Source organism: Mesorhizobium sp. YM1C-6-2 (assembly GCF_003666685.1).
Classification (GTDB): domain Bacteria; phylum Pseudomonadota; class Alphaproteobacteria; order Rhizobiales; family Rhizobiaceae; genus Mesorhizobium_K.
On record NZ_RCIZ01000006.1, the window covers coordinates 52,232 to 74,814 of the forward strand.

23 protein-coding genes and 1 riboswitch are annotated in these 22,583 nt (G+C 66.2%); of the genes, 15 read left to right on the forward strand and 8 right to left on the reverse strand.

Annotation, left to right across the window (positions count from 1 at the left end):
* The first annotated feature begins 255 nt into the window (after positions 1–255).
* Positions 256–1,017, forward strand: a complete 762-nt coding sequence (locus tag D8676_RS16180; RefSeq protein WP_121582126.1) for a cobalt-precorrin-6A reductase — start codon at positions 256–258, stop codon at positions 1,015–1,017.
* Here the strand turns inward: D8676_RS16180 and D8676_RS16185 are convergent.
* The 8 genes from D8676_RS16185 to D8676_RS16220 all read right to left on the reverse strand — a co-directional run bounded on the left by D8676_RS16185 (position 978) and on the right by D8676_RS16220 (position 10,991).
* The gene (locus tag D8676_RS16185) at positions 978–1,751 is read right to left on the reverse strand and encodes a precorrin-3B C(17)-methyltransferase (RefSeq protein ID WP_121582127.1); all 774 of its coding nucleotides are present in this window, start codon (positions 1,749–1,751) and stop codon (positions 978–980) included. The two genes, D8676_RS16180 and D8676_RS16185, sit on opposite strands and share 40 nt — an antisense overlap.
* Positions 1,748–2,488 carry a precorrin-2 C(20)-methyltransferase gene (locus D8676_RS16190; RefSeq protein WP_121582128.1) on the reverse strand — a complete coding sequence of 247 codons (741 nt, stop codon included), beginning with the start codon at positions 2,486–2,488 and terminating at the stop codon, positions 1,748–1,750. The genes D8676_RS16185 and D8676_RS16190 overlap by 4 nt, the downstream gene beginning before the upstream one ends.
* Positions 2,485–3,117 (reverse strand): precorrin-8X methylmutase, encoded by a 633-nt coding sequence (locus tag D8676_RS16195; RefSeq protein WP_121582129.1) that lies wholly within the window; start codon positions 3,115–3,117, stop codon positions 2,485–2,487. The genes D8676_RS16190 and D8676_RS16195 overlap by 4 nt, the downstream gene beginning before the upstream one ends.
* Positions 3,114–4,580: a precorrin-3B synthase gene (gene cobG / locus D8676_RS16200; RefSeq protein ID WP_121582130.1), complete on the reverse strand. Its 1,467-nt coding sequence runs from the start codon at positions 4,578–4,580 to the stop codon at positions 3,114–3,116. The genes D8676_RS16195 and cobG overlap by 4 nt, the downstream gene beginning before the upstream one ends.
* Positions 4,577–8,035 carry a cobaltochelatase subunit CobN gene (gene cobN, locus D8676_RS16205; protein ID WP_121582131.1) on the reverse strand — a complete coding sequence of 1,153 codons (3,459 nt, stop codon included), beginning with the start codon at positions 8,033–8,035 and terminating at the stop codon, positions 4,577–4,579. The genes cobG and cobN overlap by 4 nt, the downstream gene beginning before the upstream one ends.
* Positions 8,036–8,050: 15 nt before the next feature.
* Complete coding sequence (gene cobW, locus D8676_RS16210) at positions 8,051–9,085, reverse strand: cobalamin biosynthesis protein CobW (RefSeq protein ID WP_121582132.1); 1,035 nt, start codon at positions 9,083–9,085, stop codon at positions 8,051–8,053.
* Positions 9,082–9,504 (reverse strand): DUF1636 family protein, encoded by a 423-nt coding sequence (locus tag D8676_RS16215; RefSeq protein WP_121582133.1) that lies wholly within the window; start codon positions 9,502–9,504, stop codon positions 9,082–9,084. Before D8676_RS16215 ends, cobW begins: the two co-directional genes overlap by 4 nt.
* A gap of 35 nt (positions 9,505–9,539) precedes the next feature.
* A riboswitch (cobalamin riboswitch) is annotated at positions 9,540–9,739 on the reverse strand.
* 28 nt (positions 9,740–9,767) lie between these two features.
* Positions 9,768–10,991, reverse strand: a complete 1,224-nt coding sequence (locus D8676_RS16220) for a winged helix-turn-helix domain-containing protein (RefSeq protein WP_121582134.1) — start codon at positions 10,989–10,991, stop codon at positions 9,768–9,770.
* A gap of 328 nt (positions 10,992–11,319) precedes the next feature.
* Between D8676_RS16220 and D8676_RS16225 the strand changes: the two genes are divergently transcribed.
* The 14 genes from D8676_RS16225 to nuoK all read left to right on the forward strand — a co-directional run bounded on the left by D8676_RS16225 (position 11,320) and on the right by nuoK (position 22,579).
* Positions 11,320–11,685, forward strand: a complete 366-nt coding sequence (locus tag D8676_RS16225; protein WP_121582135.1) for an NADH-quinone oxidoreductase subunit A — start codon at positions 11,320–11,322, stop codon at positions 11,683–11,685.
* A complete protein-coding gene (locus D8676_RS16230; protein WP_121582136.1) occupies positions 11,676–12,251 on the forward strand; it encodes an NADH-quinone oxidoreductase subunit B in 576 nt (191 codons plus the stop codon). Before D8676_RS16225 ends, D8676_RS16230 begins: the two co-directional genes overlap by 10 nt.
* A 5-nt stretch (positions 12,252–12,256) precedes the next feature.
* Positions 12,257–12,862, forward strand: coding sequence for an NADH-quinone oxidoreductase subunit C (locus D8676_RS16235; RefSeq protein WP_121582137.1), 606 nt, complete (start codon positions 12,257–12,259; stop codon positions 12,860–12,862).
* Positions 12,863–12,870: 8 nt separating this feature from the next.
* Positions 12,871–14,061, forward strand: coding sequence for an NADH-quinone oxidoreductase subunit D (locus D8676_RS16240; protein ID WP_121582138.1), 1,191 nt, complete (start codon positions 12,871–12,873; stop codon positions 14,059–14,061).
* Complete coding sequence (locus D8676_RS16245) at positions 14,061–15,329, forward strand: NADH-quinone oxidoreductase subunit E (RefSeq protein ID WP_121582139.1); 1,269 nt, start codon at positions 14,061–14,063, stop codon at positions 15,327–15,329. Before D8676_RS16240 ends, D8676_RS16245 begins: the two co-directional genes overlap by 1 nt.
* A gap of 10 nt (positions 15,330–15,339) precedes the next feature.
* Positions 15,340–16,644 (forward strand): NADH-quinone oxidoreductase subunit NuoF, encoded by a 1,305-nt coding sequence (gene nuoF, locus D8676_RS16250; RefSeq protein ID WP_121582140.1) that lies wholly within the window; start codon positions 15,340–15,342, stop codon positions 16,642–16,644.
* An 11-nt stretch (positions 16,645–16,655) separates the two neighbouring features.
* Entirely contained in the window at positions 16,656–17,030 is a 375-nt protein-coding gene (locus D8676_RS16255) for a hypothetical protein (RefSeq protein ID WP_121582141.1), read from the forward strand.
* Complete coding sequence (locus D8676_RS16260) at positions 17,027–17,488, forward strand: DUF3291 domain-containing protein (RefSeq protein WP_121582142.1); 462 nt, start codon at positions 17,027–17,029, stop codon at positions 17,486–17,488. Before D8676_RS16255 ends, D8676_RS16260 begins: the two co-directional genes overlap by 4 nt.
* A 16-nt stretch (positions 17,489–17,504) precedes the next feature.
* Positions 17,505–19,586, forward strand: a complete 2,082-nt coding sequence (gene nuoG, locus D8676_RS16265; RefSeq protein ID WP_121582143.1) for an NADH-quinone oxidoreductase subunit NuoG — start codon at positions 17,505–17,507, stop codon at positions 19,584–19,586.
* 2 nt (positions 19,587–19,588) lie between these two features.
* Complete coding sequence (gene nuoH, locus D8676_RS16270) at positions 19,589–20,632, forward strand: NADH-quinone oxidoreductase subunit NuoH (protein WP_121582144.1); 1,044 nt, start codon at positions 19,589–19,591, stop codon at positions 20,630–20,632.
* Positions 20,632–20,823 (forward strand): hypothetical protein, encoded by a 192-nt coding sequence (locus D8676_RS16275; RefSeq protein ID WP_121582145.1) that lies wholly within the window; start codon positions 20,632–20,634, stop codon positions 20,821–20,823. The genes nuoH and D8676_RS16275 overlap by 1 nt, the downstream gene beginning before the upstream one ends.
* 2 nt (positions 20,824–20,825) lie before the next feature.
* Entirely contained in the window at positions 20,826–21,317 is a 492-nt protein-coding gene (gene nuoI, locus D8676_RS16280; RefSeq protein ID WP_121582146.1) for an NADH-quinone oxidoreductase subunit NuoI, read from the forward strand.
* A 330-nt stretch (positions 21,318–21,647) separates the two neighbouring features.
* Positions 21,648–22,268: an NADH-quinone oxidoreductase subunit J gene (locus D8676_RS16285; RefSeq protein WP_121582147.1), complete on the forward strand. Its 621-nt coding sequence runs from the start codon at positions 21,648–21,650 to the stop codon at positions 22,266–22,268.
* 2 nt (positions 22,269–22,270) lie between these two features.
* Entirely contained in the window at positions 22,271–22,579 is a 309-nt protein-coding gene (nuoK, locus tag D8676_RS16290; protein WP_121582148.1) for an NADH-quinone oxidoreductase subunit NuoK, read from the forward strand.
* Positions 22,580–22,583 lie beyond the last annotated feature (4 nt).

Here is a 22,583-nt window from a genome sequence, read left to right on the forward strand (position 1 = left end):
TGTTTGCGCCAATCCGACCGTCATCCTCGGGCTTGTCCCGAGGATCTGCCGGCGTTGGCGGGTTTTGAACGGGATGGACCGGACATTTTTTGCAACTGGTCGTCTTATGGCAGATCCTCGGGACAAGCCCGAGGATGACGCGCTGAAGTCGGCGTCGGTCAGGCTATCCCAGGAAACGTCTCCTCTCCCCGTCCCAAGCTTGTCGAACGAAAAGGTGTGAGAGTAAGGGTGAGGGGCAATGACAGGCCGCGCCCCATGAAACGCATCCTCGTCCTCGGCGGCACCGCCGAAGCCCGCCAGCTCGCCGGAAAGCTCGCCCTGCGCGGCGAGGTCACGCTGTCGCTCGCCGGCCGCACCGAAAATCCGGTCGCGCAGGGCGTGCCCGTACGGGTTGGCGGCTTCGGTGGAGCCAAAGGTCTGGCCGCCTATCTCAGGGACCATCGCATCGATCTTCTGGTCGACGCCACGCATCCCTATGCCGCGCAGATCTCCGTCAACGCGGCTGAAGCCGCGCGTCTCGCCGGAGTTTCGGCGATCGCTCTTCATCGTCTGGCGTGGGAACGCGTGTCCGGCGACCGCTGGACGCTCGTCGAAGATGCTGCCGAAGCCGCAGAGCTGCTGGGCGACCGCCCAAGAAAAGTCTTTCTCGCGCTCGGCCGGCAGGAACTGGCGCCTTTCGAAGATGCGCGCCACCACTCCTATCTCATCCGCAGCGTCGACCCCGTCGAGCCGCGGCTCAGCGTGCCTGATGCCACCTACATCCTCGCGCGCGGGCCGTTTTCCGAGGCCAACGACCGCGCGCTGCTCGAAACGCATGGCATCGACGCCATCGTGTCGAAAAACAGCGGCGGGCCGGCGACCTACGGCAAGATCGCGGCCGCGCGAGAGCTCGGCATCGAGGTCTTTCTCATCCGGCGTCCGCCGCTGCCTCATCTTCCCTGCGGCACGAGCGTCGAGGAAGTCCTGCATCTCGCCGATCATCTGCTGGCCCCAGGAGCCGAAAAACGCGGCGAATAGACCAGCGCCGGCTTGTCGCCGCGCTCGATCGTGCGCGTCTCTGCCGAGCCGATGATGACGCAGGTCGCCATGTCTGCCTGTCCGGCGTCGGCCTGTCCAAGCGGCGTCACGACAATCCTCTCGTCGGGTCGACCCGCCGCGCGGCCGAAGATGACCGGGGTCGTCGCCGGCAGGATTTTCGCCAGAAGCTCGAAAGACTTGCCGAGCTGCCAGGGCCTGGCCTTGCTGATCGGGTTGTAGAGCGCGATCACGAAGCCGGCGCTTGCCGCCGCATCGAGCCGTTTCTCGATTGTCTCCCATGGCTTCAGATTGTCCGACAGCGAGATGGCGCAGAAATCGTGCCCGAGCGGCGCGCCGATCCGCGCCGCCACCGCCAGCATCGCGGTGACGCCAGGCACGATCGTCACGTCGAGCGCGCGCCATTCCGCTGGCCCGGCCTCGATCGCCTCGCAGAGCGCCGCCGCCATGGCGAAGACGCCGGGGTCGCCGCCCGACACCACCGCGACGTGCTCGCCTTCGGCCGCCTTGGCAAGCGCGGCCTCAGCGCGCGAGATTTCCTCGCGATTGTCCGACGCGACCTTCACCTGGTCCGGACGAAGGTCCAGCCGGTCGACATAAGGGCCATAGCCATAGAACCATTTTGCGCCGGCAACGGCTGCGCTCGCCTCCGGCGTCACCTGGTGCGCGCCGCCCGGCCCGAGGCCGATCACGGCGATGTGGCCTGCCCCGCTCATGGCTTGTCGGCCCAGCCCGGCACCAGCACGATCGAGAAATAGGGCGCCTCGTCATCCGCCTTCTCAGCCAGTCGCACAGAATTCGTGTTCGCCATCGTTCCCCGTTCGACATAGATCGCCCGCTCGAGCAGGCCGGTCGTTTCAAGCGCTCTCCTGATCTTCGGCAGGTTGCGCCCGACCTTCATGATGACGGCCGCGTCGGTATCGGCCAGCCGTCTCGCCAGCTCGAATTCGGAAAGCGTGCCCGGCAGCACGGTCAATATGTCGTCGCCCTGCACGATCGGCGTGCCGGTCTGCGACCAGCATCCCGACATCGCCGTCACGCCCGGAATCACCTCGGTCGGCCAGCGGTCGGCGAGCCTCACATGCAGATGCATGTAGGATCCGTAGAAAAGCGGGTCGCCTTCCGACAGAACCGCGACGATCCGGCCCTTTTCGAGGTGTTTTTCGACCTTGTGAACAGATTCCGCGTAGAAGTCGGAGATCGCCTGCCGGTAGTCCTTGGAATCCTTGTGGATTTCAGTCGTCACCGGATAGACCAGCGGCAATTCCATCCACGTTTCGCGGTAGTACGGCCCGACGATGCCGCGCGCATTGCCGTTGCTGCCGCGCTTGGCGAAATACGCCACCACATCGGCCTCCTCCAGCGCGCGCACGGCCTTGACGGTCAGGAGGTCGGGATCGCCCGGACCGGTGCCGACGCCGATCAGCCGGCCTGATTTCGCATGGATATTCAAAGGCCTGGCCTCGCGAGAGCGTTGACAGCGGCGGCAGTCATGGCGCTGCCGCCCATGCGTCCGCGTACGATGGCATAGGGTATGCCGAGCTTGCTTTCGGCGAGCGCTTCCTTGGATTCGGCGGCGCCGACGAAGCCCACCGGCATGCCGATGATCGCTGCCGGCTTCGGCGCGCCTTTCTCAAGCATTTCAAGCAGATAGAAGAGGGCGGTCGGTGCGTTTCCAATCGCGACCAGCGCTCCCCCCAGCCTGTCACGCCAGAGTTCGAGCGCGGCGGCCGAACGCGTATTGCCGATTTTCTTAGCGATTTCAGCGGTTTGCGGGTCGCGCAGCGTGCACACAACCTCGTTCTTCGCCGGCAGGCGTGCCACCGTCACCCCTCGCGAAACCATCTCGGCGTCGCAGAGAACAGGCGCGCCGACAAGCAATGCGCCCCGCGCAGCCGCGACGAAATTCTTCGAAAAAACAAAATGTTGCGCTGCCTCGACCACGCCGCAGGCATGGATCATGCGCACCGCGACGTCGGCCTCTTCCTCTGAAAATTGGGAGAGGTCGGCCTCCGAACGAATGATCGCGAAGGACTTTTCGTAGATCGCATTGCCGTCGTGAATGTAGTCGTAACCAGTCATTTTCCGCCTTGCCGAAAAGCTTCCGCCAGCGCGGAAAGCCCAAGTCTTTGAATGGTTTGCGCCGTCGTCTCGCCCGTCCGGCGTTCTGCCGAAACGCGCTTCGCGACGTTTGCTAGGGCACGCCCCGCGCCGTCGTTTTCCGCGAAAGCCGCCGGTTGATCGCGCGCGGTCCCGTCGAGGATGAACCCGGTTCCGGTCTCGCTTCCCACAACCGTCAGCGCCGAAACCGCCGGGTGAGCGCAGCCCTTGGCGCAGCCGGACACGTGGAGATGTATCGAGCCGTCGAGCAAGCTGCTGTATTCCCAAGTGATTTCGGCGGCGATCTGGCGCGCGGGGATGTGGCCCGAGGCGCAGTCCGGCGCGCCGGGGCAAGCCGAGATCGCCTGCCGGGGATCGTCAGGCGCGGTCACGAAATCCAGCGTTTCCGCCTGTTTCCGCAACGTCTCCGCCTGAGCAACCGTCCCGCAAATCGCCACCAGCGTGCGCTTGGGCGCGGGGCGGATATCGCCAACGCCGAGCGCCCGCGCCGCTTCCGCAAATGTTTTCAGTGCATTGGCGGTCGTGTGTCCGAAGGGCAGGGCGACGCCGAGGGCGACGCGGTCGTCGCGGAGGTTGGCGATCCCGATAAGCGATGACTGTTCAACGCCGTCATCCCAGGGCTTGTCCCGAGGATCTGCCACCAGCCGATCAGTCACAACCGACATCGATGCTGCCGCAGCCTCCGTCTTGCCTGAACCACCAAGGTCGGCAAATCCTCGGGACAAGCCCGAGGATGACGGTAGAGCAGGCAAGCTCTTGCCGCTCAAATCCCTTGCCCGCGCCTCGCGGCCCATGTCCGCAACCCCGGCTAGCAGCGCCAGCGTCGCTTCGCAGGCTGCCGTGTCGCCATGGACTACGCCCAGCGTCCTTGCCGCCCGCGCATCGCCGGCAATCGCGACCTGCCATGCAGGCGAACCGCCAACCCTGACCGCCGTCAGCCGCACGTCCGCGGCGACCTCGTCCAGCGCCGTCCGTGCGCCGCCGTCGACGACCACCGACACTTTCGGCCCAAGCCGCGCTTCCAGCCCGTCCCGGGCAATAGCTGCACGGATCATGTCCGCTAGCGCGGTCGGGTCGACGATCTCGTCGGGATCGAGTCCAGCCAGCACGCCCGCCTGCACCGGAACGCCGGTGCGCACGGCGATGCCCAGCCGGTCGATGGCTTCGGCGAACGGCGCGGCGGATGCCGATGTCAGGCCGCGCACCTGCATGCTGCCGCGCGCGGTAACCTCGATGACGCCGTTGCCGAACATCCCGGCTGCATCGCACAGCCCCGCGAGCTGAGCGGGCGACAGTCCGCCTGCGACCGGGTTCAGCCTGACCAGCAGCCCGTCGCCGGTCTGCATCGGCGCGGAAAGGGCAGGGCAGGCGCCGCGCCGCGTGAAGCCGCCGGCCAGGGGTTGCTTTGCGGCCAGCGCGCTCATGCCGCCGCCTTTCCGCGCGCCTCTGCGAGCAGCGCCTCGAGGTCGTTGTCGACGGAGTTGCGCAGCGGGTTCCACAGGCCACGCCGCCGCGCCGAGGCAAAACGCTCGGCGATGAAGGCCGCCGCCTTGGGATTCTCGCGCAGGATGAAGGCGCGCACCGTATTATCGCCGAGATAGGCGTCGTGCACGGCCTCGATCAGTGCGCCGGGAATGGCGTTGGTCGTCTCGGCAAAGCCGATCAGCCGGTCTACCGTCTCGGCGAATTCGGAAGCGCCGCGCGGCCCGTGCCGCATCTGCCCCTCGATGAAACGTGGATTGGTGGCACGGGCGCGCACCACGCGCGTCACCGCCTCGGTCACCGAGCGCGGCTTCGGCTTTGCCGGGTCGGTGGTGTCGAGCACGATCACGTCGGCCTTGCCGCCGAGCATCGCCACCGCCGCCGAAAAACCGCCGACGAAGGCGACGTCGGCCGAGCCTTCGAGGATGTCGCGGCCGGGGTCGTCGCCTGTGTGGACCAGCAGGTCGGCGTCCGCGACCCGGTCGGCGAAGGCGCCCGGCAGATGCTGGCCGTTGCCCTCGGCGCCGCCATAGGCATGCGAGGCGGCGTCGAGATAGGCGCGGCCGAGTTCTTCTCTCGCCTCCCAGCCGCCGCCGGACAGAAGCTCTTCCGGGCCCGCCCCGTAGGTGCCAGGCGATGAGCCGAAGATGCGCGCCGGCGCTGCGCCGTCCCGTCGCGCGGCTTCGGCCAGCGGGTTTTCGGAAGAATCCTCGTAGCGCGCGGCGACGGCCCTGGTGGCCGCGTCGATCAGCGCGATCTGGGTCGGGAACATGTCGCGGAAGAGGCCCGAGATGCGCCATGTCACGTCGACGCGCGGGCGGCCGAGCGTCGCTGGCGGCAGCACCTCTATGCCTGTCACGCGGCCGGTCGCGGCGTCCCATTGCGGCCGGCAGCCCATCAGCGCCAGCCCCTGCGCGATTTCCTCGCCGCCGGTGCGCAGCGACGCCGAGCCCCAGAGGTCGACCACAAGCGCACGCGGCCAGTCGCCGTGGTCCTGCATGTAGCGGCGCAGTACCTCGGCAGAAGCCGCCTCGCCGATGTCGAACGCCGTCGGCGTCGGCATGGTGCGGGGGTCTGATGTGAACAGGTTGCGGCCGGTCGGCAGCACGTCCTTGCGGCCCCGTGCAGGCGCACCGGCGGGACCTGCCGTCACATGGCGGCCGTCGAGTGCGGCGATCAGCGCACTGCGTTCTGCCGCCGCACTCTCCTGCCGAACCGGCTCGTCGCCGGCTTCGGCGCGGCCATAGACGTGCAGCCCGTCCTTGATGGCGAAATCCTTGAGGTCGCAGAGCCAGGCGTCGATGCGGCGCAGCGCCTCGTCGGGCTGGTCGGTGTCGGCGACGCCGGCTTCCGAAGCGAGGCCGGTCTTCGCCGCGGTCTCGACGATCAGCTGCGCCAGCCGGTCACGACGGCGACGGTCGAGCCCGTCGGCCTGCGCATATTCGTCGACCAGCCGCTCCAGTTTCTGCTTCTCTTCGTCCAATTCGGCGCTCACCAGCGGCGGCGGCAGGTGGCCGAGCGTGACCGCGGCGATGCGGCGCTTGGCCTGCGCTGCCTCTCCGGGGTTCGACACGATGAAGGGATAGACGACGGGCAGGGGACCCGTCACGATCTCCGGGAAACAATACCTGCCGAGCGCGACCGCCTTGCCGGGCAGCCATTCCAGCGTGCCATGCGCGCCGACATGGACGACGGCATGCACGCCGAGCGTTTTGCGCAGCCAGAGGCCGAAGGCGACAAGGTCGTGGCGCGGCGGCAACGTCGGGTCGTGGTAGTCGGCGCGGCGATCCTCGGAGCGGCCGCGGTCCGGCGCCAGCGCCACGGTGACGTTGCCGAAGGTCGCGGCGCGGAAGCGGAAGCGCTCGCGCCCGGCATCGCCCCATGCCTCCTCCAGCGCCCGCCTCGCTTCAAGCGGCAAATCCGACGACAGAGCGAGATAGTCTTCCAGGCTCAACCCTTCGCCTTCGCCCTCCACCAGGTCCAGCAACGCACGCGGCGAATCCGGAATCCCTTCAAAGGCATAGCCCTCGCTCTTCAGGTCGTGCAGCATGGCGAGCACGGAGGAAGGGACATCGAGCCCGACGGCGTAGCCGGTGCGGCCGGCTGCCCCCGGATAGTCCGGCATCAGGATCGCCACGCGCCGTTCTGCGCGCGGCGTCGTCTGCAGCCGCACCATCGCCTCGATGCGCGCCGCGACCTGCTCGACGCGGTCGGGCTCCGGCCGGTTGGCGAACGCGCGAAAACCGAGTTCCGGATCGATCTCGCTCTCGCCCTTGAAGGAGAGCGCGCCGGCGAGGATGCGTCCGTCGAGCTCCGGCATGACGACATGCATGGCAAGGTCGGCCGGCGCCAGGCCGCGCGGGCTTTTCTCCCAGACTTCGCGACGGGTCGTTGCGACGATCACCTGCATGACCGGCACGCCGGCGCGGTCGAACAGCGTCTCCGCGCCCGGTTCTGCTCCGGCCGCGAAAGCGGTCGCGGTGACGATGAGCGCCGGATTCAGGTCGCGTAAAGCCTGCTCGACGAACGCGGCCGAGGCCGCATCCTTCAGGCTCGCGACGAATATCGGCACGGGATGCATGCCCCTGGCGCGGAGCACGTCCGCCAGCGCATCGATCGGCGCGACATCCGAGGCAAGCAGCATCGATCGATAGAAGAGAATGGGGATGACGGGCGCCGTTTTTCCGTCCCTCTTGAGGGGAGGGTGGCCAGCCACAGGCTGGCCGGGTGGGGTAGCCGAGGACGCGCTCGACGTTGCTGTCGATGTCGAGCGCTGTGCAGGCGACCCCACCCGCCTCGCTTCGCTCGGCACCCTCCCCTCAAGGGGGAGGGAAACCGCCCAGCCCATTCCCGGACGATAGAACCCGGCCTTCGGCACCTCTACCGCTTCCGCCGCAACCGCCTCATGTCCCGCCAACCCCGCCAGCCGACGCACCAGCGCCGTCATGTTCTCAGGGCCGCCCTCGCGGAAATAGGACAGCAGCGCGTCGAGTTCGTTGCGCGGCAGCGTCGAGCATTCGATCAGCCGCTCGTCCTGTTCGCGGCATTCGCCGGGCAGCAGTGCCAGCTTCACGCCATGTGCGTGCGCCGCGGCCGCAAGCTGATCGCAGCCATAGCGCCACCAGTCGTAGCCGCCGAGGATGCGCACCAGCACGACCTTGGCCTTTGCCCCAACGCTGTCGATCCAGAGGTCGACCGACATCGGGTGCCGGAGGTCGCGCAGCGCTGCCAGCCGCATCGAGGGCAGGGCGCCGGCGTCCGCCTTCCATGCCGCAGCTATGCCCGCGAGGTCGCTGTCGGTGAAGGACAGCGCCACGATGTCCGCCGGCGCCTGCCTGAGATCGACCGGCTCGACGAGGTCGTCGAGCGAAGCGGACGATGTGGTGAGCAGGTGCACGGCGCAGCTTCCCCGTCAGCCGACCAGTATCTTCTCGATAGCCTGCTGGTTGAGCCCCTTGAGCCCGATCACCACCAGCCGCGAACGACGGTCGTCCTCCGCGGTCCAGGCGCGGTCGTAATAGTGGTTGACGCGCGGCCCAACTGCCTGGACCAGCAGCCGCATCGGCTTTCCGCCGACCTCGACGAACCCTTTTACGCGCAGCACGTTCTCTTCCTCGGCGGCGGCGGTAACACGCTTCGCCAGCTCGTCAGGATTGGCGATGGCCGGGATCTCGACCACGAAGGAATCGAAATCGTCGTGCTCGTGATCGCCCATGCCGTCGTGGTGGCTTTTGCGGTTCTCGATGTCGTCCTCGACGGCGAGCCCGAGGCCGAGCAACAGCGACGCATCGACCTTGCCGTTGGCCGATGGCACGACCTTGACGCCGGGCCTGGCATGGTCGAGCGCGGCGTTGGCGCGGGCTGCGCCATCGGCGTCGATCAAATCGTTCTTGGACAGGATGATGAGGTCGGCGCAGGCAACCTGGTCGTCGAAAACCTCCTCGACCGGATCGTCATGGTCGAGCGTATCGTCCGCCGCGCGCTGGGCGGCGAGCGCGTCGAGGTCGGATGCGACCTTGCCGTCGGCGAGTGCTGCGCCGTCGACCACCGCGACCACGCCGTCGACCGTCACGCGGCCCTTCACCGTCGGCCACTGGAAGGCCTGGACGAGGGGCTTCGGCAGCGCCAGTCCCGAGGTCTCGATGATGATGTGGTCCACCTTCGGCGTGCGAGCCAGGATCTGGTCGAGAGCGGGCACGAAATCGTCGGCCACCGTGCAGCAGATGCAGCCGTTCGCCAGCTCGACAATATTCTCCTCCGGGCAGGACTCGATGCCGCAGCTGCGCAGGATCTCGCCGTCGACGCCGACATCGCCGAACTCGTTGACGATCAGCGCCAGCCGCTTGCCTCCGGCATTTTCCAGCAGATTGCGGATCAGCGTGGTCTTGCCGGCGCCGAGGAAGCCGGTGACGACGGTGCAGGGAACGCGGGAAAGCGAGGCGGTCATGCGATATCCTTCAGCATGTCGAGGGGAGGGATGCGCGCGACGAGGCCGCGCTTGAGCGAATCGGGACGGCCGCGCCAGGGAATCAGCCCGTCGGTCGACGTGGCGAAGAGTTTTGCTCCGGCAACGAGGTCCGGGCCGCTGTCGGTCGAGAGGTCGCCGAAGACGTAGCTCCAGCAGTTTTCACGGAGGATCGCGGCGGAGAGGCGGCGCTTGCAGTTGCCGAGGCACTCGACGGTGGCGACGCGTACTTCGCCGTCGGCCGCGGCATGGGCGTCGGCTGCGAGGAGCGCGCCGGCGCGTGGATGGGCATCGGAACCCGTCTCGTCGCGGCAGGTCGCGCAGACGACGATCGTCACCGCCGAAAGATCGACGGCTGCAATGGCTGCTGCCCCTTCAGGGGAAATGTCGTCGGCCTTCAACGCACGGCTCCTTGCCCGGGACACCCGCCGGACGGTCGGATCAGTTTCGTGACGGCAGGTCTCCTGGCTTGCGGGTCGCCGCCCTTGCCGCCTTCCCGGATAATCCAGTGGCTTTCGGCTCAGGCTCGTCGCTTACAGTTGCGGGGACAGCCGCGGCGTTGGGCGAAAAGCCCGCACCGCATTCCCTCTTAGCTCCCTCCGTTGCGGGAAGGAGACCGTCGGCTGGGATTTAGGCTTGGCTCCGGTTCGGAGTCAACGTGCGGCTACGACGTCGTCCGTTCAGCCCGCGCCAGCTTCGCCAGCGCCGGGCCGAGATCGCCCTTCGGCACGACCTCCAGGCGCTCGAGCCCCAGCCAGGATTGCATCAACCTGAATTCGTCCAGCAGTTCGGCGGCGGTGTCTGGCGGCGCGCCGGGCTCGGCAAAGGTGGCGAGCACCCTCAGCACGCCGGCTGGCCGGTCGGCCTTCACGTCGGCGCGGGCGACGACCGTGTCGCCGAGCAGGAAGGGCAGCACGTAGTAGCCGTATTGGCGCTTTTCCGCCGGCGTGTAGATCTCGATGCGGTAGCGGAAGTCGAACAGCCGTTCGGCGCGCGAGCGTTCGAAGACCAGCGGGTCGAAAGGCGCCAGCAGCGCGCGAGCATGGACCTTGCGCGGCATGCGCGCGTCCTTGTGAAGATAGGCCTGCTGCTTCCACCCCTCGACAGTCACCGGCAGCAGCTCGCCTTCCTCGACCAGTTCCTCGAGCCTGCCCTTCACGTCGCCGGGCGACAGGCGATAATAGTCGCGCAGGTCGCCATAGGTGGCGACGCCCAGCGCCCGCGCCGACATGCGCAGCAACTCGCGGTGGGCGTCCTCCGGCTTCGGGGCAGGGGCGTTGTAGATGCCCGGCGGGATCACCCGCTCCGGCAGGTCGTAGAGTCGTTCGAAGCCGCGGCGGGAGTGGGTGGTGATGCGGCCGGCCCAGAACAGCCACTCGAAGGCGTGCTTCTCGTCGCTCCAGCCCCACCAGCCACCCTTGCCCTTGGCGCCCTCTATGTGGGAGGCGGCGAGCGGCCCCCTTGATGCGACCTCGCCGTAGATCGTTTCGATCAGCGGACCGTTCCGGCGCGCCCAGCGCGCGAGGCCGCCATAAATTTCGCTTTCGTCGTTCCCGGCCGCGCGCCGCATCCGCCACTGCATCAGCGGCCATGTCTCCAGCGGCAGGAAAGACGCCTCATGCGCCCAGTATTCGAACAGCCTTCGCTTGGCGCCAGGCTTCGCTGCGTCGTCGATGAGCGACATCGGATAGGGGCCAAGCCGCGAGAAAAGCGGCATGTAGTGCGCGCGCACCACCGCGCTCACCGAATCGATCTGCAGCAGGCCGAGGCGGCCAAGCACTCGGTTCAGATGACGGCGATCGACAGGGCCAGAAGGACGCGGTTCCGCAAATCCCTGGGCTGCAAGCGCGACGCGGCGCGCCATCGGAAGGGAAAGCTTCTCTCTCATGGCGTCAGCTATCGTAGCGGAAGGGCAAGAATTGTGGCGTCATCCGGGGCGGGAATCGTGGCTTTGCGGACAATCGTAGCAGGCTTTTCCGCGAAACAGTGTCAGGAGAGTAAAGTGGAGTAAAATGGTAAGGAATTCATGGGCATGCCAAACGTCTGAAGTGGCCGGAACAGCTCAAGGTTTGTCTTGCTTCACCGGGACTGCTGCGCTAACCCTCGCCGCGTTGCAGCATGAGCCCTAACCGGTTCGGCGTACGGTCTGTCGCGCTTCCTCATCCGGGTCCCGTGCTGTAAACCAAATTGGATCGTATCCGCGCGGATCTGCTGCAATGAGCGAACTCCTGGGCACCTACCTGCCCGTCGTCATTTTTATAGGCGTGGCCCTGATCGTGGGCATCGCCCTGATCGTGGCGCCCTTCATCGTCGCCTACCGCAATCCCGACCCCGAAAAGCTGTCGGCCTACGAGTGCGGGTTCAACTCCTTCGACGACGCGCGCATGAAGTTCGACGTGCGCTTCTACCTCGTGTCGATCCTGTTCATCATCTTCGACCTCGAAGTGGCCTTCCTCTTCCCGTGGGCGGTGTCCTTCGGCGAGATCGGCATGTTCGGCTTCTGGTCGATGATGGTCTTCCTTGCGGTGCTGACCATCGGCTTCATATATGAATGGAAAAAAGGAGCGCTGGAATGGGACTGACCCCTAACACGCTCGTCGCCCCGAAGCCGAAGGGCATCATCGATCCATCGACCGGCAAGCCGGTCGGCCATGACGATCCGTTCTTCGGCGCCATCAACGAAGAGCTTTCCGACAAGGGATTCCTCGTCACCTCGTCAGAGGCGTTGATCACCTGGGCGCGCTCGGGCTCACTCATGTTCATGACCTTCGGCCTCGCCTGCTGCGCGGTCGAGATGATCCACACCTCGATGCCGCGCTACGACAGCGAGCGCTTCGGCGTCGCGCCGCGCGCGTCGCCGCGGCAGTCCGACATCATGATCGTGGCCGGCACGCTGACCAACAAGATGGCGCCCGCGCTGCGCAAGGTCTACGACCAGATGCCGGAGCCGCGCTACGTCATCTCGATGGGCTCCTGCGCCAATGGCGGCGGCTACTACCATTATTCCTACGCGGTGGTGCGCGGCTGCGACCGGGTCGTGCCGGTCGACATCTACGTGCCCGGCTGCCCGCCGACCGCCGAGGCCCTGCTTTACGGCATCCTTCTTCTGCAGAAGAAGATTCGCCGCACCGGTACGATCGAGAGGTGACCTGAATGAGCGAAGCGCTTCAGGGCCTTTCGACCCACCTGGCCGGCAAGTTCGGCGACAGGATCGCCAGGTCCGAGATCGCCTATGGCGAGCTGACCGTCACGGTGGCGCCTGACGATATCGTGGCCGTCGCCACCTTCCTGCGCGACGATCCGGCCTGCCAGTTCGTTTCGATGATCGACATTTCCGGCGCCGACTACCCCTCGCGCGCCAAGCGTTTCGACGTGCTCTATCACCTCCTGTCGCCGCGCAAGAACTTGCGCATCCGCGTCAGGGTGATGACCGACGAGGACACGCCGGTGCCTTCGGTGACCGGCGTCTATCCCGGCGCCGACTGGTTCGAGCGCGAGACCTATGATCTCTATGGCGTGCTGTTCTCCGGCCATCCGGATCTGCGCCGCCTGCTCACCGACTACGGCTTCGACGGGCATCCGCTGAGGAAGGACTTCCCGCTCACGGGTTTCGTCGAGGTGCGCTACGACGACGAGGCCAAGCGCGTCGTCTACGAGCCGGTAGAGCTCAAGCAGGAATTCCGCAATTTCGACTTTTTGTCTCCCTGGGAGGGCACGGAATACGTGCTGCCCGGAGATGAAAAGGCCAAGACGAACTGAGGCGCGACATGGCCGAGACGGCGGTTCGCAATTTCAACATCAACTTCGGGCCGCAGCATCCCGCGGCTCACGGCGTGCTTCGCCTCGTGCTTGAGCTCGATGGCGAGGTTGTCGACCGCGTCGACCCGCATATCGGGCTGCTTCACCGCGGCACCGAGAAGCTGATCGAAGCCAAGACCTACATGCAGGCGATCCCTTACTTCGACCGCCTCGACTATTGCGCTCCGATGAACCAGGAGCACGCCTTCGCGCTGGCGACCGAGCGGCTTCTCGGCATTGAGATCCCGAAGCGCGGCCAGCTGATCCGCGTGCTCTGCTGCGAGATCGGCCGCATCATGAGCCACATCCTCAACGTGACGACGCAGGCGATGGACGTCGGCGCGCTGACGCCGCCGCTCTGGGGCTTCGTCGACCGCGAGAAGCTGATGGTGTTCTACGAGCGCATCAGCGGTTCGCGCATGCACGCCGCCTATTTCCGCCCGGGTGGCGTCCATCAGGACATTCCCGACGAGGTGCTCGAGGACATCGGCCGCTGGATCGATCCGTTCCTGAAAACGCTGGACGACCTCGACAACCTGCTGACGCCGAACCGCATCTTCAAGCAGCGTAACGTCGATATCGGCGTCGTCAGCCTCGAAGACGCCTGGGCCTGGGGCTTCTCCGGCGTCATGGTGCGCGGCTCGGGCGCGGCCTGGGACCTCAGGAAGTCGCAGCCCTACGAATGCTACTCCGAGATGGAATTCGACATTCCGATCGGCAAGAACGGCGACTGCTTCGACCGCTACCTCATCCGCATGGAGGAGATGCGCCAGTCGGCCAGTATCATGCGCCAGTGCCTCGACCGGCTGCTCGGCAAGGATCGTGGCGGGCCGGTGTCCAACCTCGACGGCAAGGTCGTGCCGCCGAAGCGTGACGCCATGAAGCGCTCGATGGAAGCGCTCATCCACCACTTCAAGCTCTACACGGAAGGCTATCACGTGCCGGCCGGCGAGGTTTATGCGGCCGTCGAGGCGCCGAAGGGCGAGTTCGGCGTCTACCTCGTGTCGGACGGCACTAACAAGCCGTACCGCTGCAAGCTGCGCGCGCCGGGCTTCGCGCATCTGCAGGCGATGGATTTCCTGTGCCGCGGCCACATGCTGGCCGACGTCGCCGCCGTGCTCGGCTCCCTCGACATCGTGTTTGGTGAGGTCGATCGCTAATGTCAGTCCGCCGCCTAGCAGACGCCTCCGAGCAGCCTGAGAGCTTCGCCTTCAATCGCGCCAACCGCGAATGGGCTCAGCAGACCATCCAGAAATATCCCGAGGGACGCCAGCAGTCCGCCATCATCCCGCTGATGATGCGCGCGCAGGAGCAGGAGGGCTGGGTCACCAAGGCTGCCATCGAGCACATCGCCGACATGCTCGGCATGCCCTACATCCGCGCGCTCGAGGTCGCGACCTTCTATACGCAGTTCCAGCTCAAGCCGGTCGGCCGCCGTGCCCACGTCCAGGTATGCGGCACGACGCCCTGCATGCTGCGCGGCGCGGAAGCGCTGATGGATGTCTGCCGCAAGCGGATCCATCCCGAGCAGTTCCACACCAACGACCGCGGCATGCTCTCGTGGGAAGAGGTGGAGTGCGCCGGCGCCTGCGTCAACGCGCCGATGGTGACGATCTTCAAGGACACCTACGAGGATCTGACGCCGGAGAGGCTGGAAGAGATCATCGACCAGTTCGCGAACGGGAAGGGCCCGCAGGTGCCGACCGGTCCGCAGAACGGACGCACCGTGTCGGCGCCGCAATCGGGACTGACGTCGCTGACGGACGAGAGCGCTGTGCTCAAGTCGACCCGCGACGCCGAGGCGAGGGGAGAAAGCACCGGCGACGCGAAAGCCGACGGCGCCGAGGTTCCGCCCTCCAAGGCAGCAAAGCCGCAGACCTATGCGCCCGAGACGAACGGCACGCTGAAGACGCCGTCGCCCGAAAAGACCAGCCCCAAGGCGGAGAAGGCGCAAAGCGCAGAATCGCCCGCCCATGATCCCGTCGCCGCCAACAAGACCGAGCCGGCGGTCGAGGGCGAGGCGCGGCCGCGCACCTCGAATACCGCGCATTCCCAGCAGGTGGGGCTCGCCTCGCCGGAGCTGCTGCGCGGCGAGCCGATCGGCGCTGCCGGCAAGAAGCCGGCCAAGACGCCGAAGCCGTCGCTCGACGATCCGAATCGCCCGGCCGGTATCGAGAAGCCTGCCGCCGTCGATGATCTCAAGATGATCTCCGGCGTCGGGCCGAAGAACGAGGAGATCCTCAATTCGCTCGGCATCTACACCTTCGCCCAGATCGCATCCTGGAAAGACGCAGAGCGCGCCTGGGTCGACGGCTACCTGAACTTCAAGGGCCGCATCGACCGCGACGACTGGGTCAGGCAGGCCGATGCGCTGGCGCGCGGCGGCGTCGAGGAATACATCCGCGTTTTCGGCAAGAAGCCGGTCTGAGGGCGAAAAAATGCTTCAGGACAAGGATCGCATCTTCAACAACATCTACGGGATGTTCGACAAGTCGCTCGCCGGCGCGATGTCGCGCGGCCACTGGGACAACACCAGGGGCCTGATCGACAAGGGCCGCGAGTGGATCGTCAACGAGATGAAGGCGTCGGGCCTGCGCGGGCGCGGCGGCGCCGGTTTCCCGACCGGCCTGAAATGGTCGTTCATGCCCAAGCAGAGCGACGGCCGTCCGTCCTATCTCGTCGTCAACGCCGACGAGTCCGAACCCGGCACCTGCAAGGACCGCGACATCCTGCGCCACGACCCGCACACGCTGGTCGAAGGCTGCCTGATCGCCGGCTTCGCGATGGGCGCGGTCGCCGCCTATATCTATGTGCGCGGCGAGTTCCAGCGGGAGCGCGAGGCGCTGCAGCGCGCCATCGACGAGGCCTATGAAGCCCGGCTGATCGGCAAGGACAACATTAACGGCTACGACTTCGACGTCTACGTCCACCACGGCGCCGGCGCCTATATCTGCGGCGAGGAGACGGCGCTGCTCGAAAGCCTGGAAGGCAAGAAGGGCCAGCCGCGGCTGAAGCCGCCTTTCCCGGCCAATGTCGGCCTCTATGGCTGCCCGACCACCGTCAACAACGTCGAATCGATCGCGGTCGCGCCGACCATCCTGCGCCGCGGCGCGTCGTGGTTCTCCTCCTTCGGCAGGCCGAACAACGCCGGCACCAAGCTCTTCTGCATCTCCGGCCACGTGAACAACCCGTGCACGGTCGAAGAGGCGATGTCGATTCCGTTCCGCGAGTTGATCGACACGCATTGCGGCGGCATCCGCGGCGGCTGGGACAATCTGCTCGCCGTCATTCCGGGCGGGTCATCGGTGCCGCTGGTGCCGGCCGAGCAGATCATCGACACGCCGATGGATTTCGACGCGCTTCGCGATCTCAAGTCCGGCCTCGGCACGGCGGCCGTCATCGTCATGGACAAGTCGACCGACATCGTGAAGGCGATCGCGCGTCTCAGCTATTTCTACAAGCACGAGAGCTGCGGCCAGTGCACGCCCTGCCGCGAGGGCACGGGCTGGATGTGGCGCGTCATGGAGCGGCTGGTGCGCGGCGAGGCGCAGAAGCGCGAGATCGACATGCTGCTCGACGTCACCAAGCAGGTCGAGGGCCACACGATCTGCGCGCTGGGCGACGCGGCGGCCTGGCCGATCCAGGGCCTGATGAGGCATTTCCGCGGCGAGGTGGAGCGCCGCATCGACGAGTTTTCCCGTAACGCGCACCGGGCGGAGCCGGTGCTGGTTGCGGCGGAGTAGCGGACGCGACGATGGTCGAAGCGAAGCGCCCTGAGACGGCTCTCGAGGAGATGACGGCGACACTGCCCGGCGGGTTGGCAGGCGCTGCCAATCTCTTCGTGCATCCGTTCGCCGGCATGGCCGCGGCCTCCGCGGTCGGCATCGGCATGGCGAGCCATGGCTTCGGCCTCTGGCTGGGCGCCGTCTCTGCGTTCGCCGAGACCTCGCAGCGCCTGTTCTCGCCGCTCCACGACCAGTTCGGCGGCGGCGCCGTTTCCTTCAGGGCGGAGCGTTCGCCCGCCGTCAGGGCGAAGTCGGCGGCGACGGAGCTGATCGAGGATGCGCGCTCGACCGCGCAGGTGATCAGCCTCGCCGGCAAGCGGGCAGGGGGCAAGCGAAAGCCATGAACCTCGCCCAGCTCAACGTCGCGCGCCTGAAATATCCGTTCGAGGATCCCCGGATCGCGGATTTCGCCGACAATCTCGACCGCATCAACGGCTTGGCGGAACGCAGCGACGGTTTCGTCTGGCGGCTGCAGGACGATGACGGCAACGCCGTCGAGATCCGTGCCGACGCCGATCCCATGATCATCGTCAACATGAGCGTCTGGCGCGATGCCGAGAGCCTCGAGCGCTTCGTGTGGAATACGGTTCATAAGCAGATCTATCGCCGCCGCGGCGAGTGGTTCGGCGCGATGAAGGACCAGCATCTGGTCATGTGGTGGGTCGACGAAGGGTATCAGCCGACCGTCGACGAAGGAATGGGACGGCTCGAGCATTTGCGCGCCAGGGGCGACAGCGATTTCGCCTTCGGCTGGTCGCATCTGCCCCATGTGAAGCTTTGGCAGCAGGCGCGGTGCGCCTGATTGGAAAGAATGTAGAATGGCTAAGCTGAAGGTCGACGGGAAAGAGATCGAGGTACCCGACCACTACACGCTGCTGCAGGCGGCGGAGGAGGCGGGTGCAGAAGTGCCGCGTTTCTGCTTCCACGAACGGCTGTCGATTGCCGGCAACTGCCGCATGTGCCTGGTCGAGGTGAAGGGCGGGCCGCCGAAGCCGCAGGCCTCCTGCGCCATGGGCGTGCGCGACCTGCGTCCCGGCCCGAACGGCGAGTTGCCGGAAATGTTCACCAACACGCCGATGGTCAAGAAGGCCCGCGAAGGCGTGATGGAGTTCCTGCTGATCAACCATCCGCTCGACTGCCCGATCTGCGACCAGGGCGGCGAGTGCGACCTGCAGGACCAGGCGATGGCCTTCGGTGTCGACTCCTCGCGCTACAAGGAGAACAAGCGCGCCGTCGAGGACAAATATATCGGCCCGCTGGTCAAGACGATCATGACGCGCTGTATCCACTGCACGCGCTGCGTCCGCTTCACCACCGAGGTCGCCGGCATCTCGGAGCTCGGCCTGATCGGCCGCGGCGAGGACGCCGAGATCACCACCTATCTCGAGCAGGCGATGACCTCGGAGCTGCAGGGCAACGTCATTGACCTGTGCCCGGTCGGCGCGCTGACCTCCAGGCCTTTCGCCTTCACGGCGCGGCCCTGGGAGCTGACCAAGACCGAATCGATCGACGTGATGGACGCGGTCGGCTCGGCGATCCGCGTCGATTCCCGCGGCCGCGAAGTGATGCGCATCATGCCGCGGGTCAACGACCAGGTGAACGAGGAGTGGATCTCCGACAAGACCCGCTTCATCTGGGACGGGTTGCGGTCGCAGCGGCTGGACCGGCCCTATGTGCGCAAGGGCGGCAAGCTGACGCCGGCGAGCTGGGCGGAAGCCTTCGATGCGATCAAGCATGCCGTCGCCAAGGCGGCGCCTGAGAAGATCGGCGCGATCGCCGGCGATCTGGCCACCGTCGAGGAGATGTATGCGCTGAAGCAACTGATGCAGTCGCTCGGTTCGGAGAATATCGACTGCCGCCAGGACGGCGCGGCGCTCGACCCTGCACTCGGCCGTGCGAGCTACATCTTCAACAGCACGATCGAAGGCATCGAGCAGGCCGACGCCGTGCTCATCATCGGCTCCAACCCGCGCTTCGAGGCCTCGGTGCTCAATGCCCGCATCCGGAAGCGCTGGAAGCAGGGCAACCTTCCGGTCGGCGTCATCGGCGAGATCGGTGACACCCGCTACGACTACGAACAGCTCGGCGCCGGTCCCGACACTCTGAAGGGGCTTGCAGACGGTTCGGGCAGCTTCTTCGAGACGCTGAAGGCGGCGACGCATCCGTTGATCATCGTGGGGCAGGGCGCGCTCGCCCGTTCTGACGGCGCGGCCGTCCTCGGTCAGGCGGCGAAGCTTGCGCAGGCGGTCAACGCCGTCCGCGACGACTGGAACGGCTTTGCGGTTCTCCACACGGCGGCTGCCCGCGTCGGCGGCCTCGACGTCGGCTTCGTGCCGGGCAAGGGCGGCAAGGACGTCGCCGGCATGCTCGGCGACAGCGAGGTGCTCTTCCTGCTCGGCGCCGACGAGATCGACATGGCGGCCACCGGGGACGCTTTCGTCGTCTATATCGGGACACATGGCGACGCCGGCGCGCATCGCGCCAACGTCATCCTGCCGGGCGCCGCCTACACCGAAAAGTCGGGCACCTACGTCAACACCGAGGGCCGCGTGCAGCAGACCAGCCGCGCCGGTTTCGCGCCCGGCGAGGCCAAGGAGGACTGGGCGATCCTGCGCGCGCTCTCCGACGTTCTCGGCAAGAAGCTGCCCTTCGATTCGCTGGCGGCGCTGCGCAGGCAGCTCCACGGCGAACACCCGCATTTTGCGCTGGTCGACGAGATCGCGGCGGGCGACGTCGCCGACTTCGCCAGGGTGGCCCGTCTGGGCGGCAAGCTCAACAAGGCCGCATTCACCTCGCCGGTGAAGGACTTTTATCTCACCAACCCGATCGCGCGCGCGTCGGCCGTCATGGCCGAATGTTCGTCGCTCGCGAAGAACGGCTTCAAGCAGGCGGCGGAATAGCGATGGAAGACGTCTTCTTCACTTACGTTCTGCCGGTCCTCATCATCCTCCTGAAGTCGGTGGTGCTGATCGTCATCCTCCTGGTCGGCGTCGCCTACCTGCTCTACGCCGACCGCAAGATCTGGGCGGCCGTGCAGCTTCGCCGCGGCCCGAACGTGGTCGGTCCGTGGGGCACGCTGCAGGCCTTCGCCGACCTCTTGAAATTCGTCTTCAAGGAGCCGGTCATCCCGTCCGGCGCCAACAAGGGCGTCTTCCTGCTCGCGCCGGTCGTCTCGGCGGTTCTCGCCATCTCCGCCTGGGCGGTCATCCCTGTCAGCGAAGGCTGGGCCATCGCCTCGATCAATGTCGGCATCCTCTACGTCTTCGCGATCTCCTCGCTCGAGGTCTACGGCGTGATCATGGGCGGCTGGGCGTCGAACTCGAAATACCCGTTCCTCGGCGCGCTGCGCTCCGCCGCGCAGATGGTCTCCTACGAGGTGTCGATCGGCTTCGTCATCGTCTGCGTGCTGCTCACCGTCGGCTCGCTGAACATGACCGACATCGTGCTGTCGCAGCGCGACGGCATCGGTACGCTGCTAGGCCTGCCGAACACGCTGCTCGACTGGAACTGGCTGGCGCTGTTCCCGATGTTCGTCGTGTTCTTCATCTCGGCGCTCGCCGAGACGAACCGCCCGCCCTTCGACCTCGTTGAGGCCGAGTCGGAGCTCGTCGCCGGCCACATGGTCGAATATTCGTCGACGCCGTTCCTGCTCTTCTTCCTCGGCGAATACGTCGCCATCGTGCTGATGTGCGCGCTGACCACGATCCTGTTCCTCGGCGGCTGGCTGCCGCCCTTCGACTTCGCGCCCTTCACCTGGGTGCCCGGCGTCATCTGGTTCGTGCTCAAGCTCTGCTTCGTCTTCTTCATGTTCGCCATGGTGAAGGCGTTCGTGCCGCGCTACCGTTACGACCAGCTCATGCGCCTCGGCTGGAAGGTGTTCCTGCCGCTGTCGCTGTTCATGGTCGTCGCCACCGCCGCCGTCCTCAAGTTCACGGGGCTTGCCTGATGAGCGCGAGCATGATCGGCGCACTGGTGGGGGTTCTGATCGCGGCAGCCGATTTCGCGCTGCTGCGTCTGCTCGCCTCGCGCGTCGAACTCGACGACACGAAGCGCGTTCTGAACATAACCGGCCTCAGCCAGTTCGTGCTGCTGCCGATCGTGGGCTGGTTCGCCGGCCCGTTCATTGCTGGAGAATAGCCATGTCAGCGCTAGCCCAGGCCGCCAAGTCGCTGCTGCTCAAGGATTTCGTCGGCGCCTTCTTCCTGTCGATGCGCCAGTTCTTCGCGCCGAAGGAGACGGTGAACTATCCGCACGAGAAGGGACCGCTGTCGCCGCGCTTCCGCGGCGAGCATGCCCTGCGCCGCTATCCGAACGGCGAGGAACGCTGCATCGCCTGCAAGCTCTGCGAGGCGATCTGCCCGGCGCAGGCGATCACCATCGAGGCCGGCCCGCGCCGCAACGACGGCACGCGCCGCACCGTGCGTTACGACATCGACATGGTGAAGTGCATCTATTGCGGCTTCTGCCAGGAGGCCTGCCCGGTCGACGCCATCGTCGAGGGGCCGAATTTCGAGTTCGCCACCGAGACCCGCGAGGAGCTTTACTATGACAAGGACAAGCTCCTGGCCAACGGCGACCGCTGGGAGCGGGAGATCGCCCGCAACATGGAGCTGGACGCGCCGTATCGCTGATCGCATCCCCATCGTCGCGGGGAGGGACCGCAGACGGCTTCGGGGACGGACATTGGAAGGCGAGGAGCGCTGCTCCTCATTCGGCCCTAGGGCCAACTTCTCCCGGAGGGGAGGAGAAAGAAGGACAGAGATGGACGCGCCTGTCAGGCTCGTCTAAGGCATCGGCCGAAAAGTGCGGAAGCGGTTTTCGGACGAATCCGATGCCCGAACAAACAGAAGGAGCAGTGGAGGCGATTTCCGATCGCCGCCGCTGCGAGGCACAGGCGGCTTTGCGCCCGACGCGTATAACCAAGGCGGACGCGAAGCCGGAACGTTAACCGGGGACTACCCATGCTCAACGGAATAGAAGCGGTATTTTTCTACCTCTTCGCCTTCATCGCGGTCGGGGCGGCCTTCATGGTCATCTCCGCGCGCAATCCCGTGCATTCGGTCCTCTATCTGATCCTGACCTTCGTCAACGCGGCGGGCCTCTTCCTGCTCACCGGCGCCGAGTTCCTGGCGATGATCCTGCTGGTCGTCTATGTCGGCGCGGTCGCGGTGCTCTTCCTCTTCGTCGTCATGATGCTCGACGTCGACTTCGCGGAGTTCAAGAGCGGCGCGCTGCAATATGCGCCGATCGGCGCCGTGGTTGGACTGATTCTCGCCGCCGAGTTGATCATCGTGCTGGGCGGCTACGCCTTCGCGCCGCAACTTGCCGGCACGGTCGCGCAGCCGACACCCCACATCGCGACGCGCCACAACACGGCGGCGCTCGGCGACATCCTCTACACGGACTACGTCCACTTCTTCCAGATCGCCGGCATGGTGCTGCTCGTCGCCATGATCGGGGCGATCGTGCTGACGCTCCGCCACAAGGCCGGCGTCAAGCGACAGGACATCTCCGCGCAGGTGGCCCGCACGCCGGCGACCGCGATCGAGATCAAGAAGGTCGAGACGGGCAAGGGTATCTGACGATGACGGTCGGCATTGCACATTTCCTCACGGTCTCGGCGATCCTGTTCACGCTCGGCGTGTTCGGCATCTTCCTGAACCGCAAGAACGTCATCATCATCCTGATGTCGATCGAGCTCATCCTGCTCTCGGTCAACATCAACTTCGTAGCCTTCTCGGCCGCGCTGGGCGATCTGGTCGGCCAGGTCTTCGCGCTTTTTGTACTCACCGTCGCTGCCGCCGAAGCGGCGATCGGGCTTGCCATCCTCGTCGTCTTCTTCCGCAACCGCGGCTCGATCGCGGTCGAAGACGTCAACATGATGAAGGGCTGACGGG

What these genes read in the sequence shown, in the direction of transcription:
- cobG (WP_121582130.1), bottom strand. Translation starts at nt 4,580, where the DNA reads ATGAGCGCGCTGGCCGCAAAGCAACCCCTGGCCGGCGGCTTCACGCGG.
- D8676_RS16235 (WP_121582137.1), top strand. Translation starts at nt 12,257, where the DNA reads ATGAGCGAAGCGCTTCAGGGCCTTTCGACCCACCTGGCCGGCAAGTTC.
- nuoK (WP_121582148.1), top strand. Translation starts at nt 22,271, where the DNA reads ATGACGGTCGGCATTGCACATTTCCTCACGGTCTCGGCGATCCTGTTC.
- D8676_RS16285 (WP_121582147.1), top strand. Translation starts at nt 21,648, where the DNA reads ATGCTCAACGGAATAGAAGCGGTATTTTTCTACCTCTTCGCCTTCATC.
- nuoH (WP_121582144.1), top strand. Translation starts at nt 19,589, where the DNA reads ATGGAAGACGTCTTCTTCACTTACGTTCTGCCGGTCCTCATCATCCTC.
- D8676_RS16260 (WP_121582142.1), top strand. Translation starts at nt 17,027, where the DNA reads ATGAACCTCGCCCAGCTCAACGTCGCGCGCCTGAAATATCCGTTCGAG.
- cobW (WP_121582132.1), bottom strand. Translation starts at nt 9,085, where the DNA reads ATGACCGCCTCGCTTTCCCGCGTTCCCTGCACCGTCGTCACCGGCTTC.
- D8676_RS16255 (WP_121582141.1), top strand. Translation starts at nt 16,656, where the DNA reads ATGGTCGAAGCGAAGCGCCCTGAGACGGCTCTCGAGGAGATGACGGCG.
- D8676_RS16230 (WP_121582136.1), top strand. Translation starts at nt 11,676, where the DNA reads ATGGGACTGACCCCTAACACGCTCGTCGCCCCGAAGCCGAAGGGCATC.
- nuoF (WP_121582140.1), top strand. Translation starts at nt 15,340, where the DNA reads ATGCTTCAGGACAAGGATCGCATCTTCAACAACATCTACGGGATGTTC.
- D8676_RS16240 (WP_121582138.1), top strand. Translation starts at nt 12,871, where the DNA reads ATGGCCGAGACGGCGGTTCGCAATTTCAACATCAACTTCGGGCCGCAG.
- D8676_RS16220 (WP_121582134.1), bottom strand. Translation starts at nt 10,991, where the DNA reads ATGAGAGAGAAGCTTTCCCTTCCGATGGCGCGCCGCGTCGCGCTTGCA.
- D8676_RS16245 (WP_121582139.1), top strand. Translation starts at nt 14,061, where the DNA reads ATGTCAGTCCGCCGCCTAGCAGACGCCTCCGAGCAGCCTGAGAGCTTC.
- D8676_RS16180 (WP_121582126.1), top strand. Translation starts at nt 256, where the DNA reads ATGAAACGCATCCTCGTCCTCGGCGGCACCGCCGAAGCCCGCCAGCTC.
- D8676_RS16225 (WP_121582135.1), top strand. Translation starts at nt 11,320, where the DNA reads ATGAGCGAACTCCTGGGCACCTACCTGCCCGTCGTCATTTTTATAGGC.
- nuoI (WP_121582146.1), top strand. Translation starts at nt 20,826, where the DNA reads ATGTCAGCGCTAGCCCAGGCCGCCAAGTCGCTGCTGCTCAAGGATTTC.
- nuoG (WP_121582143.1), top strand. Translation starts at nt 17,505, where the DNA reads ATGGCTAAGCTGAAGGTCGACGGGAAAGAGATCGAGGTACCCGACCAC.
- D8676_RS16275 (WP_121582145.1), top strand. Translation starts at nt 20,632, where the DNA reads ATGAGCGCGAGCATGATCGGCGCACTGGTGGGGGTTCTGATCGCGGCA.
- D8676_RS16195 (WP_121582129.1), bottom strand. Translation starts at nt 3,117, where the DNA reads ATGACTGGTTACGACTACATTCACGACGGCAATGCGATCTACGAAAAG.
- D8676_RS16185 (WP_121582127.1), bottom strand. Translation starts at nt 1,751, where the DNA reads ATGAGCGGGGCAGGCCACATCGCCGTGATCGGCCTCGGGCCGGGCGGC.